The sequence below is a fragment of the Campylobacter sp. CCS1377 genome (genome assembly GCF_040008265.1).
Classification (GTDB): domain Bacteria; phylum Campylobacterota; class Campylobacteria; order Campylobacterales; family Campylobacteraceae; genus Campylobacter_D.
Genome location: NZ_CP155620.1, coordinates 1,662,942 through 1,675,337, shown reverse-complemented (window position 1 = coordinate 1,675,337; position 12,396 = coordinate 1,662,942). Strand labels below are relative to the sequence as shown.

The following is a 12,396-nucleotide window of genomic DNA, read 5'->3' as shown; positions in this document are numbered from 1 at the left end:
ATAATATATGGCACACGATAAACTTGCAGTGCGTTTAGCACAAATTTTAATGCGTTTTAATGATGGAGGAAGCTTTAGTTTAGAAGAGTTAGCAAGTGAGTTTAATGTGGACATTAGAACCATACAAAGAGATTTAAACCAAAGGCTTTCCTTTATGCCTATTAAAAAAGAAAATGGAAGGTATTTTTTAGAATCTTTTGCACTCGGCAAGCTTAGTTTTAAAGATATACAAAATTTTGCTATGCTAAGTGGCATTAGAGAGCTTTATCCTAAGCTTGATGAACGCTTTGTAACGGATTTGCTAAGTTCTAAGATAAATGGCATTTTTATGGTAAAAAATGATGGTTTTGAAAAGATTGATTATGAAAGTTTTGAAAAAATCAGCGTGGCTATTTTAAAAAATTTTATAATCACTTTTACTTATAAAGAGAAGCAAAGGGAGGTTAAGCCCTATAAACTTATAAACTATCAAGGAATTTGGTATTTAATAGCTGATGAAAACAATAAATTAAAACATTTTAGTGTAAGCAAAATTAAAGATTTATCCACTACTTCAAAAAGCTTTATTCTAAAAAAAGAATTTATAAATCAAATTTTAAATGATAAAAATATCTGGCTAGATGATAGCAAAGAAGCCATTATAAGGCTTAGCAAAAGTGCCAAGGAGTATTTTTTTAGAAAAAATATTTTGCACAATTTTGAATTTATCGATGAAGATGAGCAAAGTTATACTTTAAAAGTGTATTTTTCCTATGATGATGAACTCTTAAATGTGGTAAAACAATGGATACCTTATATAAGAATTCTAAAACCGATAAATTTAAAATCAAAACTTGAAATGATTTTAAAAGATTATTTGCAAAATTAATTTTTCATAAATTCAAAGATTTTTTGGTATAATCTTGGCTTTGTATTTTTTATGAAAGGAGAAAATTTGGCTAAAGACGATGTTATTGAAATAGATGGCACCGTTGTTGAGGCTTTGCCTAATGCAACTTTTAAGGTGGAACTTGATAACAAGCATGTGATTTTGTGCCATATTGCAGGTAAAATGCGTATGCATTATATTAGAATAATGCCAGGTGATAAAGTGAAGGTGGAGCTTACACCTTACAGCTTAGATAAGGGACGCATTACTTTTAGATATAAATAATCTAAGTTATTTAAAAGTTTTTTTTAGATAAAATTAGCGTTTTTGCGACAAAATGTATCGAACTATATGAAGAGGTATTTTTAAAATTCACCACTTATTTTAAAAATAGTTGGTTATTCATAAAACCTGATGCAGTCGTAAATCAAGTGGAATTTATTTTAAGGAGAACTCATGAAAGTGAGACCATCGGTTAAAAAGATGTGCGACAAGTGCAAAGTAGTTCGCCGTAAAGGCGTAGTTCGCATTATTTGCGAAAATCCAAAACATAAACAAAGACAAGGATAAACATGGCTCGTATTGCAGGTGTGGATTTACCAAAGAAAAAAAGAATTGAATATGGACTCACCTATATCTATGGTATAGGACTTTTTACTTCAAGAAAAATCTTAGACAAAACAGGCATTTCTTATGATAAAAGAGTGCATGAGTTAAGCGAAGATGAAGCAGCAGCTATCAGAAAAGAAATCCAAGAAAACTATATGGTTGAAGGGGATTTAAGAAAGCAAGTTGCTATGGATATCAAAGCACTTATGGATTTAGGAAGCTTTAGAGGCTTAAGACACAGAAAAGGCTTACCAGTTCGCGGACAAAAAACAAAAACAAACGCAAGAACTAGAAAAGGTAAGAGAAAAACTGTTGGTGCAAAATCATAAGGATAAGAAATGGCAAAAAGAAAAATTGTAAAGAAAAAAGTAGTTAAAAAAAATATAGCAAAGGGTATTGTTTATATTAGTGCGACTTTTAACAATACCATGGTAACAGTTACAGATGAAATGGGAAATGCTATCGCTTGGAGTAGTGCAGGTGGTTTAGGATTTAAAGGTTCTAAAAAATCAACTCCTTATGCAGCACAACAAGCAGTAGAAGATGCTTTAAATAAAGCAAAAGAACACGGAATTAAAGAAGTAGGCATTAAAGTGCAAGGACCAGGAAGCGGCAGAGAAACCGCTGTAAAAAGCGTAGGTGCTATGGAAGGAATCAAAGTAACTTTCTTGAAAGATATTACTCCATTAGCTCATAATGGTTGCAGACCGCCTAAGCGTCGTCGTGTCTAAGAAAAGATAAAAATTAGGAGAATTAATTATGGCAAGATATAGAGGACCAGTAGAAAAATTAGAAAGACGCTTTGGTGTTAGCTTGGCATTAAAAGGAGAAAGAAGGCTAGCAGGAAAAAGCGCACTTGACAAACGCCCTTATGCACCAGGACAACACGGAGCAAGAAAAGGTAAAATCAGTGAGTATGGACTTCAATTAAGAGAAAAACAAAAAGCTAAATTTATGTATGGCGTGAGCGAAAAACAATTTAGAAGACTTTTTGCAGAAGCTGCTAGAAAAGATGGAAATACAGGGGTTTTACTCATCCAACTTTTAGAGCAAAGACTTGATAATGTAGTTTATAGAATGGGCTTTGCTACTACTCGTCGTTTTGCAAGACAACTTGTAACTCATGGACACATTTTAGTTAATGGAAAAAGAGTGGATATCCCTAGCTTTAGAGTAGAAGCTGGTGCGAAAATTGAAGTGATAGAAAAAAGCAAAAATAATCCTCAAATTACAAGAGCAATCGAACTTACTGCGCAAACTGGAATCGTTGCTTGGGTAGATGTGGAAAAAGATAAAAGATTTGGAATTTTCACCAGAAAACCTGAAAGAGAAGAAGTTGTCATTCCAGTAGAGGAAAGATTTATCGTTGAGCTTTATTCTAAATAATAAAGGAGTTGAATATGAGATATATTACAACATCTGCTTATACACCAACAGAATTTACTATAGAAAATATCAGCGATAATGTGGCCAAGATTAGTGCTTGGCCTTTTGAAATTGGCTATGGCATTACTTTAGCCCATCCACTTCGTCGCTTACTTTATACTAGTACCATAGGTTATGCGCCAACAGCGGTGCATATTGATGGTGTGACTCATGAATTTGATAGTATGCGTGGTATGCTTGAAGATGTGGCTCTTTTTATTATTAATCTTAAAAAACTTCGTTTTAAATTAAAAAACGATTCTGAAAAAGAAACAATAGAGTTTCATTTTAAAGGACCAAAAGAAATTTATGGCAAAGATCTGCAAAATGAGCTTGTTGAAGTTGTAAATGCTGATAGTTATCTCGCGACTATTAATGAAGATGCTGATTTAAAATTCACTGTAATTGTAGAAAAAGGTATAGGCTATGTTCCAAGTGAAGAAATTAGAAATACTTTGACTGATGCTAATTTCATTGCTTTAGATGCTTTTTTTACTCCAGTTAGAGAAGCTGTGTATGATCTTGAAAAGGTATTGTTTGAAGATAATCCAGATTATGAAAAAGTGGTTTTTACCATTACAACTGATGGACAAATTACACCTAATAAAGCTTTTGAACATGCTTTAGAGGCAATGTATAAGCAATTATCGGTATTTGATAAAATCACCAATATACACAATGTTTTAAAAAGTCAAGCTTCAAATAATGACATTGAGAATGCGAAATTATTGCAAAATATTACGGATTTAAATTTAAGTGCAAGAAGTTTTAATTGTCTTGAAAAAGCAGGAATTGTTTATATAGGCGAACTTGCTTTGATGAGTGTAAATGAGCTTGCTGGACTTAAAAATTTAGGCAAAAAATCTTTAGATGAAATTAAAAGCATTATGGAAAGCATAGGTTTTCCTGTGGGGACTTCTAAACTTAGCGATAATAAAGATTTGCTTAAGAAAAAAATTGATGAATTAAAAGCACAAAACGAAGGATAAAGAATGAGACATAAACACGGATATAGAAAACTTGGTAGAACTTCATCTCATCGTGCTGCCTTGTTAAAAAATTTAACTATAGCTTTAGTTAATAGCGGTAAAATCGAAACAACTTTACCAAAAGCTAAAGAATTAAGAGGCTATGTAGAAAGATTAATTACTAGAGCAAGACTTGGAGACTTTAACGCGCATAGGGCAGTTTTTGCTTCTTTGCAAGATAAAAATGCAACGAACAAGCTTGTTACAGAAATAGCTCCAAAATTTAAAGAAAGAAATGGTGGTTATACAAGAATCATCAAAACAAGAATTCGCCGTGGCGACGCAGCCGAAATGGCTTTTATTGAATTTGTAGCTTAATTAATCCTAGCAAAGAGCTAGGATTTTCTTTCTTCTTTCAAATATACTTATATTATTTATGCAAAGCTGGACTTAAAAATGAAAATTATTTTTGTTGCACTGTTTTTTCTGAGCGCTTTATTTGGATCAGATATGGAAAAAGCTTTATTTGACGCTGTTTATAATAATGACATAAAACGATTGGAACAACTCATCAAACAAGGTGTAAATATTAATATCCAAAATCAGAAAAAACAAAGTCTTATCATGGTTGCAACATATAATAACAATATTAAAATGGTTGAAATGCTTTTTAAAAACGGTGCTGATGTGAATCTTCAAGATGATTATAAAAATACTCCGTTTTTATATGCTGGAGCAAATGGGCAGCTTGAAATTTTAAAAATCATTTATACAAAAGCAGACGCTATAAAACCATTAAATCGTTACGGTGGAAATGCCTTGATACCTGCTTGTGAAAAAGGACATGTTGAAGTTGTTGAATTTTTGCTTAAAAATACTAGCGTAGAAGTAAATCATATCAATAATCTTGGTTGGACAGCACTTTTGGAAGTGGTTATTTTGGGCGATGATACGCCAGAATATGCCAAAATTGTTAAAATTCTTGTAGAAAATGGTGCAGATATTTATATCAAAGATCACAAAGGAAAAGATGCTTTGTATTATGCCAAAAAGAACAAAATGTTTAAAATACTAAAGGTTTTAGAAAACCCATAATCACACAGTGGGTATTAAAATTTCAATTTTGTTTTGAAAAATAAATACTAAAAGTTATTTTAAGAAATTAAATTCGTGTAATTTTAAAAACTCTTGCTTAAAATTCAAATACTTATGATAATATAATTTTTTATTTTATTAGCAAGGAACAAATATGCAAGAAAATTCTCGTTTGCGTCTTGCCATACAAAAATCAGGCAGACTTTCAAAAGAATCTATAGAACTTTTAAACAAATGCGGGATTAAAATGCATATTCATGAGCAAAGTCTTATAGCTTTTGCGACTAATCTACCCATAGACATTTTACGCGTTAGAGATGATGATATACCAGGACTTGTTTTTGACGGTGTTGTCGATCTTGGTATCATAGGGGAAAATGTTTTAGAAGAAAATGAGTTGGAGCGAAAAAGCTTAGGCGAAGAAATAAATTATAAGCTTTTGACAAAGCTTGATTTTGGTTATTGTAGGCTTTCACTTGCCTTGCCACAAGAGAAAAAATTTGATAGTTTAAAAGATTTTGAAAATTTAAGAATCGCCACTTCTTATCCACAGCTTTTAAAACGCTTTATGAAAGAAAATAATATTAATTATAAAAATTGTATGCTTACAGGCTCTGTGGAAGTTGCGCCAAGGGCAAATTTAGCTGATGTGATTTGTGATTTAGTCTCAAGCGGTGCGACTTTACAAGCTAATAATCTTAAAGAAGTTAAAGTCATTTACGAATCTCGTGCATGTTTGATACAAAGATCTAGTGCTTTAAGCGATGAAAAACAAGCCTTAGTGGATAAGATTATGCTTAGAGTTGCAGGAGTAATGCAAGCAAGAGAAAGCAAATACATTATGCTACACGCTCCAAAAGAAAAACTTGATAAAATCAAAGCTTTGTTACCAGGCGTAGAAAAACCAACCATTTTACCTTTAGCACATGATGAAAAAAATGTGGCTTTGCATATGGTAAGTAAAGAAAATCTTTTTTGGGAAACCATGGAAGCCTTAAAAGAGGAAGGTGCGAGTTCGATTTTAGTTTTACCAATAGAAAAAATGTTAAAGTGAGAAAAAAATGCAAATAATAAATTTTAATGAATTAAATGAAGTCCAAAAACAAGAAGTTTTAAAACGCCCTGCAATAGCAGCAAAAGATGAAATTTCGAAAATTGTAAGTTCTATCATCGAAGAAGTAAGAGAAAAAGGCGATGAAGCCTTGATAGAGCAAGCTTTAAAATTTGATAAAACTCAAATTTCAAGCATAAAAATAAGCGAAGAAGAACTAGAAATTGCAAGTACTCGTTTAAGCAAGGATCTAAAAGATGCTATTTTGGTGGCCTATGAAAATATTAAAAAATTCCACGAAGCGCAAATTCCACAAGAAATCTCCGTTGAAACCACTAAAGGTGTTAAATGCGAAGTTTTAACGCGCCCTATCGAAAAAGTAGGACTTTATATACCAGGGGGCTTAGCACCTTTATTTTCAACCGTTTTAATGTTAGCAATTCCAGCTAAAATTGCAAAATGCGAAAAAGTAGTTTTAGCAAGTCCGGCTAAAATAAGTGATGCGACACTTTTTTGTGCCAAGCTTTGTGGTGTAGATGAAATTTATCAAATGGGCGGTGCAGGAGCCATAGCAGCACTTGCTTATGGGACAAAAAGTGTTTTAAAAGTAGATAAAATTTTTGGACCAGGAAATGCCTTTGTAACCGAAGCAAAACGCCAAGTAAGTAGTGATTTATCAGGAGCAGCCATTGATATGCAAGCAGGACCTAGTGAAGTTTTAGTTATCGCGGATGAAAAGGCTAATGCGAAATTTGTGGCTAGTGATTTGCTTTCACAAGCTGAACATGGAGCAGATTCTCAAGTGATTTTAGTGTGCTTAAGCAATGAATTTGCACAAAAGGTAAGCGATGAAGTAAGCTTACAGCTTGAAAACTTACCAAGAAAAGAACTAGCAAGTAAAAGCATAGCAAATTCAAGAATTATCATTGCAAAAGATTTAAATCAAGCTTTAGAAATTTCAAATCTTTACGCACCGGAGCATTTAATCATACAAACACAAAATCCACGCGAGCTTTTAAGTAAAGTCAAACACGCAGGATCAGTGTTTTTAGGCGAATTAAGCCCAGAATCCATGGGAGATTATGCAAGCGGGACCAATCATGTTTTGCCAACTTATGGGCTTACAAAAACGCATTCTAGTTTAGGTTTGGCAGATTTTAGTAAAAGAATGAGCGTGCAAGAGCTTAGCAAAGAAGGCTTTTTAAATTTAGGAAAAAGTGTTGAAATTTTAGCTACGAACGAGCATTTAGACGCACATAAAAACGCTGTTTTGTTTCGCTTAGAAAGTTTAAAATGAGTGAAAAAATCCTTTTTATCGATAGAGATGGCACGATCATAGAAGAGCCAAAAAGCGATTTTCAAATCGATAGTCTTGAAAAACTTCGCTTTGAAAAAGATGCTATTCCTGTGCTTTTAAAACTTAAAAATTTTGGTTTTAAATTTGTGCTTGTTTCAAATCAAGACGGCCTTGGAACACAAAGTTTTCCTAAGGAGAGTTTTGAAATAGCACATCAAAAAATGCTAGATATTTTGCAAAGTTGTGAAATTGTGTTTAAAGATATTTTCATTTGTCCGCATTTTGAAAATGAAAATTGCGAGTGCAGAAAGCCAAAAACCGCAATGCTTGATGATTATATTAAGCATAATTTATATGATAAAGAACAAAGTTTTGTCATAGGTGATCGTGATACTGATATGATCTTAGCTTCAAATTTGGGTATTTGTGGTTTAAAATATGGCGATTTGAGTTGGAAAGAAATAGAGCAAGAGATTTTAAATTCTTTTCGCACTGCAAGCACTTCACGTGTCACTAAAGAAACAAATATCAGCGTTAAAGTGTGTTTAAATGGTGGCAAAATAGCTATTGATACAGGAGTGCCATTTTTTGATCATATGCTTGAACAAATCGCAGTGCATGGTGGGATAGGACTTGAAATTTCTTGCAAGGGCGATTTGGAGATTGATGAGCACCACAGCGTTGAAGATGTAGCTTTAGCCTTAGGAAGTGCCATAAAAAAAGCCTTAGGTGATAAAATAGGCATAGCAAGATATGGTTTTGTTTTACCTATGGATGAGTGTTTGGCAAGTTGTGCGATGGATTTTTGCAACCGCCCACATTTAGTCTATAAAGCTAAATTTAAAAAAGAAAAATTAGGCGAGTTAAGCACAGAAATGATAGAACACTTCTTTTATTCACTAAGCTACTCCATGGGAGTAAGTTTGCATTTAAAAGTCAAAGGTAAAAACGATCATCATAAAGCCGAAGGACTTTTCAAAGCCTTTGCAAAAGCCTTGAAAATGGCAGTAAAAATAGAAAGCGAAAATTTAGCCAGCTCTAAAGGGGTGATATGAAAGTTGCTGATATTTTTTGTGGAGCTGGTGGTCTTAGCTATGGTTTTTCAACAAACTCTTTTTTTGATATGGTTTTCGCAAACGATATTGATAAAGATACGATAAAAAGCTATGCTTTAAATCATCCAAATACAAAAATTTATCATAAAAATATTAGCAAACTTAGCGAAGCAGAAATGTTGAATTTTGGCAAGATAGATCTGCTTTTGGGTGGTCCTCCTTGTCAAAGCTATTCTACTTTAGGCAAAAGAAAAATGGACGAACGAGCAAATTTATTTCAAGAATATCTAAGAGTGTTAAAAATACTTCAGCCAAAAATTTTTATTTTTGAAAATGTAACAGGCTTGCTTTCAATGCAAAAAGGGAAATTATTTGAATATATTTGCTCTCAATTTAAAAATTTAAATTATGTTATTAATTATAGTGTTTTAAATGCAGCTTTTTATGGAGTGCCCCAGATTAGAGAAAGATTGATTGTTGTTGGCATTAGGAAAGATGTGCATTATGGAAGTTTCATTTTTCCGCAAAAAACACATGATAATTTTGTAAGTCTAAAAGAAGCTTTAGATGATTTGCCTTTTATTCAAAGCGGAGAAAATGGAAACAATAAAGGCTATAGATTTGATCCTAATAATACTTTTTTGTCCTTTGTGCGAAAAAGTGAAATTTTAAAAGAACATTCTAGTCCAAAAAACAATATAAATCTCATTAAAATAATGCAAACTCTTAAAGATGGTGAAGGTAAAGATTCTTTGCCTTTGGAATTGCAACCAAAGTCAGGCTACTGCAATACTTATGCAAAAATGTGGTGGAATAAGCCAGCCCCAACCATAACTAGGAATTTTGCAACACCTAGTAGTTCAAGATGTATTCATCCTAGAGATTCTAGAGCCTTAAGCATTAGAGAAGGAGTAAGACTTCAAAGTTTTCCAGATGATTATATTTTTTATGGTAGCGATACTAGTAAAAAATTACAAATTGGAAACGCGGTTCCGCCACTTCTTAGTATAGCGTTAGCTAATGCTGTAAAAAACTATATTTTGCAAGGAAGATTAAATGTTTCATAAGGATGATTTTAAAAATTATAGACATATATTAGGTTTTGAATCTCAGCAAAAGTTTAAAGATTTTTTAAGTGCAAAGGATATAAAAGCTGAAATTGACTTTTGTTATATTGAAAAATTAAATCATAGATTATCAGAAATTTTTACAAAAATAAACAAAAACTATTATGATCCTTGTGATATAGAATTATTTTTGCAAAATTATTTATTTAATACTTACAATACGCTTAAAAATAATAATATTTTAAATAATTTAAATAATCAAGGAAGACGCAAAGAGGAAGTTTATTTTAGCTGGATGAGAGGATATTTAGTTTGTGAATATTTTAAAAAAGCAATAAGTGAAATTTTTGATATTTCTAAAGATGAAATTAAAAATATAGGCGATGATGATTTTCACTCTTTAGATACTTTTAGAAGAACACCTAGAGCAGATTTAGAAATTGATGATTATAGGCTTGAAATACAAAGTGGTTTTCAAGGTATTAATGATATTAAAGAGCATAAAGTTAGAGAAGCAAAAAATATATTCAATGATAAAAATAAAAACGCTAGTAATTCATTTTGATTTATTTAACAGGCAAGTTGCTTTTGTAGATATTTCTAACATTCAAGATAATGATTTAAACTGGATTACTAGACAGCAAATGGAAGGGCAAAGTGTGTTTAATATTGATTCTAATTATTTTCAATGGCTATTTTTAAATAAGCCTTTAAGATTTAAGGATTTATCACTATGAAACTAGTTATCATTGATACGGCTTGTGCGAATTTAGCTTCACTTAAATTTTGCCTTGATAGATTAGGATTTGAGGCTAAAATCAGCAGAGATTTGAAAGATTTGGAAAATGCGGATAAGCTTTTTTTACCAGGGGTTGGTACCGCAGCAAAGGCAATGAGTAATTTAGAAAGTTTTAATTTAATAGACTTTTTAAAAAATACCAAAAAACCCTTACTTGGTATTTGCTTAGGAATGCAAATTTTGGGAGATTTTTCCGAAGAGCTCGATCAAAAAACTTTAGGAATTATGCCTTTTAAAACACAAAAATTTGATTTGCTAAAAGAATACTCTTTGCCACACATGGGTTGGAATGAAGTTTCAAGCACGCACCCGCTTTTTAAAGGCTTAAATGGGGCTTATTTTTACTTCGTGCATAGTTACTGCATAGCATTAAATGATTACACTATCGCATCAAGCGAGTATGGAGTGAAATTTAGTGCGTCTTTAGCAAAAGACAATTTTTATGGCGTGCAATTTCACCCTGAAAGAAGCGGTGAAGCGGGCGAAGAGTTGATTTTAAATTTCATTAAGGATATGACATGTTAATCCCCGCACTTGATTTAATTGACGGAGAAGTGGTACGTCTTGTAAAAGGCGATTATGAGCAAAAAAAAGTTTATAAATACGATCCTTTGGAGAAATTTAGAGAATACGAAAAAGCAGGAGCGACTTGGCTTCATTTGGTGGATTTAAGCGGAGCAAAGGATACGAGCAAAAGACAACTTGCTTTGATAGAAAAGTTAGCCAGCAAAGTAAGTGTGAATTTGCAAGTAGGTGGTGGAATTCGTACTAAAGCTGAGATAAAAGCTTTGCTTGAAAGTGGAGTAAAACGCGTGGTAATTGGATCTTTAGCGATTACAAACCCCGTGCTTTGCGAGGAAATTTTATCAAGTTTTGGAAGCGAAGCCATCGTTTTGGCTTTGGATACGATTTTAAAAGATGAGTATAAAATAGTCATTAACGCTTGGCAAGATACTAGCGATAAAAGTCTTTTAGAAGTTTTAGAATTTTATAGTGCTAAAGGCTTAAAACATATACTTTGTACTGATATTTCAAAAGATGGCACTATGCAAGGAGCAAATGTCTTACTTTATAAATTTATCTACGAAAAATTCCCACAAATTCATATACAAGCAAGCGGTGGTGTGGCGAGTTTAGAAGATCTTAAAAAACTAAAGGGCATTTGTAGCGGTGTAATTGTCGGAAAAGCTTTGCTGGACGGAGTTTTTAGCGTAGAAGAAGGGATAAAATGTCTAGCAAATTAACTTATAAAGAATTGATTATAGAAGTTTTAAAACAAGCCAAAAAGCCTTTAAGTGTGAGTGAAATTTGGCAAATTGCTCTTGAAAAAGGTTTGGATAAAAAACTTAGTAGTATAGGGCAAACACCTACTCAAACACTTTGGAATAGACTACTTACGGATAAAATTGATTTTATCAAATCTTCCATAAAACCGACAACTTTTTGGTTAAAGGAAAGAGAAAAAGAACTTTTAAAACTTGGAAATAAAAATGAAATTATCATCGAAAAACAAGAAAAAAACAATTTTCACGAAAGAGATTTGCACCCATTATTAGTAAAATTCTTATATGAAAACGCAGATTTTAATTTAAATTGTAAAACCATTTATCACGAGCAAAGTAAAAAGGGTAAAAGTGGCGCAGATAAATGGAATTATCCTGATATTGTGGGAGTTTATTTTCCTTATGATGATTATGAAAAAGAAACCATAACGCTTTTAGAAAATATCAAACAAAATAGCTATAAACTTTTTTCTTTCGAGCTTAAAATCACTTTGAATTTTTCGAATTTAAAAGAAAGCTATTTTCAAGCTGTGAGTAATTCTAGCTGGGCAAATGAAGGTTATTTGGTGGTTTTAAAAGAAATTGATAGTGAAGTTTTAAGCGAGTTAAGACGCTTAAATCAAAGCTTTGGCATAGGAGTGATAAAGCTTGAAAAAGATATTTTTAATTCTTCGATTTTGCTTAGTGCGAAAGAAAGAGAACTTGACATACAAACTTTAAATATGCTGATTAATAAAAATCCAAATTTTAAAGAATTTATAGATGATATAAATAAGCAAATCAAACTAGGCAGTGAAGCTAAAGTTCAAGCTAAATTTGACAAGATTAAAAGCGATGAAGAAATGCAAAAATATCTCAAAGAGAAAGGTATTTGAAAAG

At 32.1% G+C, this 12,396-nt stretch carries 16 protein-coding genes and 1 pseudogene; all 17 read left to right on the top strand.

Features of this window, described 5'->3' with window-relative positions; translation table 11 throughout:
- Positions 1-7 precede the first annotated feature (7 nt).
- The 17 genes and pseudogenes from AAH949_RS08445 (at position 8) to AAH949_RS08365 (ending at position 12,392) form a co-directional block, all read left to right on the top strand.
- On the top strand, positions 8-868 hold the full coding sequence (locus tag AAH949_RS08445) for a YafY family protein (RefSeq protein ID WP_348518499.1): 861 nt from the start codon (positions 8-10) through the stop codon (positions 866-868).
- Between the two features lie 66 nt (positions 869-934).
- A complete protein-coding gene (gene infA / locus AAH949_RS08440; RefSeq protein WP_134237774.1) occupies positions 935-1,153 on the top strand; it encodes a translation initiation factor IF-1 in 219 nt (72 codons plus the stop codon).
- A 171-nt stretch (positions 1,154-1,324) separates the two neighbouring features.
- Positions 1,325-1,438 carry a 50S ribosomal protein L36 gene (rpmJ, locus tag AAH949_RS08435; protein ID WP_002781429.1) on the top strand — a complete coding sequence of 38 codons (114 nt, stop codon included), beginning with the start codon at positions 1,325-1,327 and terminating at the stop codon, positions 1,436-1,438.
- 2 nt (positions 1,439-1,440) lie between these two features.
- Positions 1,441-1,806 (top strand): 30S ribosomal protein S13, encoded by a 366-nt coding sequence (rpsM, locus tag AAH949_RS08430; protein ID WP_002779545.1) that lies wholly within the window; start codon positions 1,441-1,443, stop codon positions 1,804-1,806.
- A 9-nt stretch (positions 1,807-1,815) separates the two neighbouring features.
- A complete protein-coding gene (rpsK, locus tag AAH949_RS08425) occupies positions 1,816-2,208 on the top strand; it encodes a 30S ribosomal protein S11 (protein ID WP_002779544.1) in 393 nt (130 codons plus the stop codon).
- Positions 2,209-2,236: 28 nt separating this feature from the next.
- Positions 2,237-2,863, top strand: coding sequence for a 30S ribosomal protein S4 (gene rpsD / locus AAH949_RS08420; RefSeq protein ID WP_087725074.1), 627 nt, complete (start codon positions 2,237-2,239; stop codon positions 2,861-2,863).
- Positions 2,864-2,877: 14 nt separating this feature from the next.
- On the top strand, positions 2,878-3,891 hold the full coding sequence (locus AAH949_RS08415) for a DNA-directed RNA polymerase subunit alpha (protein ID WP_134237775.1): 1,014 nt from the start codon (positions 2,878-2,880) through the stop codon (positions 3,889-3,891).
- A 3-nt stretch (positions 3,892-3,894) separates the two neighbouring features.
- Positions 3,895-4,248 (top strand): 50S ribosomal protein L17, encoded by a 354-nt coding sequence (gene rplQ / locus AAH949_RS08410; RefSeq protein ID WP_134237776.1) that lies wholly within the window; start codon positions 3,895-3,897, stop codon positions 4,246-4,248.
- 132 nt (positions 4,249-4,380) lie between these two features.
- Positions 4,381-4,965 (top strand): ankyrin repeat domain-containing protein, encoded by a 585-nt coding sequence (locus AAH949_RS08405; protein ID WP_348518498.1) that lies wholly within the window; start codon positions 4,381-4,383, stop codon positions 4,963-4,965.
- 154 nt (positions 4,966-5,119) lie between these two features.
- Positions 5,120-6,019, top strand: a complete 900-nt coding sequence (hisG, locus tag AAH949_RS08400) for an ATP phosphoribosyltransferase (RefSeq protein ID WP_348518497.1) — start codon at positions 5,120-5,122, stop codon at positions 6,017-6,019.
- A gap of 7 nt (positions 6,020-6,026) precedes the next feature.
- The gene (gene hisD, locus AAH949_RS08395; RefSeq protein ID WP_348518496.1) at positions 6,027-7,313 is read left to right on the top strand and encodes a histidinol dehydrogenase; all 1,287 of its coding nucleotides are present in this window, start codon (positions 6,027-6,029) and stop codon (positions 7,311-7,313) included.
- Complete coding sequence (hisB, locus tag AAH949_RS08390) at positions 7,310-8,368, top strand: bifunctional histidinol-phosphatase/imidazoleglycerol-phosphate dehydratase HisB (RefSeq protein ID WP_348518495.1); 1,059 nt, start codon at positions 7,310-7,312, stop codon at positions 8,366-8,368. Before hisD ends, hisB begins: the two co-directional genes overlap by 4 nt.
- Complete coding sequence (locus tag AAH949_RS08385; protein WP_348518494.1) at positions 8,365-9,435, top strand: DNA cytosine methyltransferase; 1,071 nt, start codon at positions 8,365-8,367, stop codon at positions 9,433-9,435. The genes hisB and AAH949_RS08385 overlap by 4 nt, the downstream gene beginning before the upstream one ends.
- A pseudogene (locus tag AAH949_RS08380) lies at positions 9,425-10,172 on the top strand (restriction endonuclease). Before AAH949_RS08385 ends, AAH949_RS08380 begins: the two are co-directional and overlap by 11 nt.
- Entirely contained in the window at positions 10,169-10,759 is a 591-nt protein-coding gene (hisH, locus tag AAH949_RS08375) for an imidazole glycerol phosphate synthase subunit HisH (RefSeq protein WP_348518493.1), read from the top strand. Before AAH949_RS08380 ends, hisH begins: the two are co-directional and overlap by 4 nt.
- Positions 10,753-11,478 carry a 1-(5-phosphoribosyl)-5-[(5-phosphoribosylamino)methylideneamino]imidazole-4-carboxamide isomerase gene (gene hisA, locus AAH949_RS08370; protein ID WP_134237784.1) on the top strand — a complete coding sequence of 242 codons (726 nt, stop codon included), beginning with the start codon at positions 10,753-10,755 and terminating at the stop codon, positions 11,476-11,478. The genes hisH and hisA overlap by 7 nt, the downstream gene beginning before the upstream one ends.
- On the top strand, positions 11,463-12,392 hold the full coding sequence (locus AAH949_RS08365; RefSeq protein ID WP_134237785.1) for an HTH domain-containing protein: 930 nt from the start codon (positions 11,463-11,465) through the stop codon (positions 12,390-12,392). The genes hisA and AAH949_RS08365 overlap by 16 nt, the downstream gene beginning before the upstream one ends.
- Positions 12,393-12,396: the final 4 nt, after the last annotated feature.

What these genes read in the sequence shown, in the direction of transcription:
- rplQ (WP_134237776.1), top strand. Translation starts at nt 3,895, where the DNA reads ATGAGACATAAACACGGATATAGAAAACTTGGTAGAACTTCATCTCAT.
- AAH949_RS08405 (WP_348518498.1), top strand. Translation starts at nt 4,381, where the DNA reads ATGGAAAAAGCTTTATTTGACGCTGTTTATAATAATGACATAAAACGA.
- hisD (WP_348518496.1), top strand. Translation starts at nt 6,027, where the DNA reads ATGCAAATAATAAATTTTAATGAATTAAATGAAGTCCAAAAACAAGAA.
- AAH949_RS08365 (WP_134237785.1), top strand. Translation starts at nt 11,463, where the DNA reads ATGTCTAGCAAATTAACTTATAAAGAATTGATTATAGAAGTTTTAAAA.
- rpsM (WP_002779545.1), top strand. Translation starts at nt 1,441, where the DNA reads ATGGCTCGTATTGCAGGTGTGGATTTACCAAAGAAAAAAAGAATTGAA.
- hisA (WP_134237784.1), top strand. Translation starts at nt 10,753, where the DNA reads ATGTTAATCCCCGCACTTGATTTAATTGACGGAGAAGTGGTACGTCTT.
- hisH (WP_348518493.1), top strand. Translation starts at nt 10,169, where the DNA reads ATGAAACTAGTTATCATTGATACGGCTTGTGCGAATTTAGCTTCACTT.
- rpsD (WP_087725074.1), top strand. Translation starts at nt 2,237, where the DNA reads ATGGCAAGATATAGAGGACCAGTAGAAAAATTAGAAAGACGCTTTGGT.
- hisB (WP_348518495.1), top strand. Translation starts at nt 7,310, where the DNA reads ATGAGTGAAAAAATCCTTTTTATCGATAGAGATGGCACGATCATAGAA.
- AAH949_RS08415 (WP_134237775.1), top strand. Translation starts at nt 2,878, where the DNA reads ATGAGATATATTACAACATCTGCTTATACACCAACAGAATTTACTATA.
- rpmJ (WP_002781429.1), top strand. Translation starts at nt 1,325, where the DNA reads ATGAAAGTGAGACCATCGGTTAAAAAGATGTGCGACAAGTGCAAAGTA.
- AAH949_RS08445 (WP_348518499.1), top strand. Translation starts at nt 8, where the DNA reads ATGGCACACGATAAACTTGCAGTGCGTTTAGCACAAATTTTAATGCGT.
- AAH949_RS08385 (WP_348518494.1), top strand. Translation starts at nt 8,365, where the DNA reads ATGAAAGTTGCTGATATTTTTTGTGGAGCTGGTGGTCTTAGCTATGGT.
- hisG (WP_348518497.1), top strand. Translation starts at nt 5,120, where the DNA reads ATGCAAGAAAATTCTCGTTTGCGTCTTGCCATACAAAAATCAGGCAGA.
- rpsK (WP_002779544.1), top strand. Translation starts at nt 1,816, where the DNA reads ATGGCAAAAAGAAAAATTGTAAAGAAAAAAGTAGTTAAAAAAAATATA.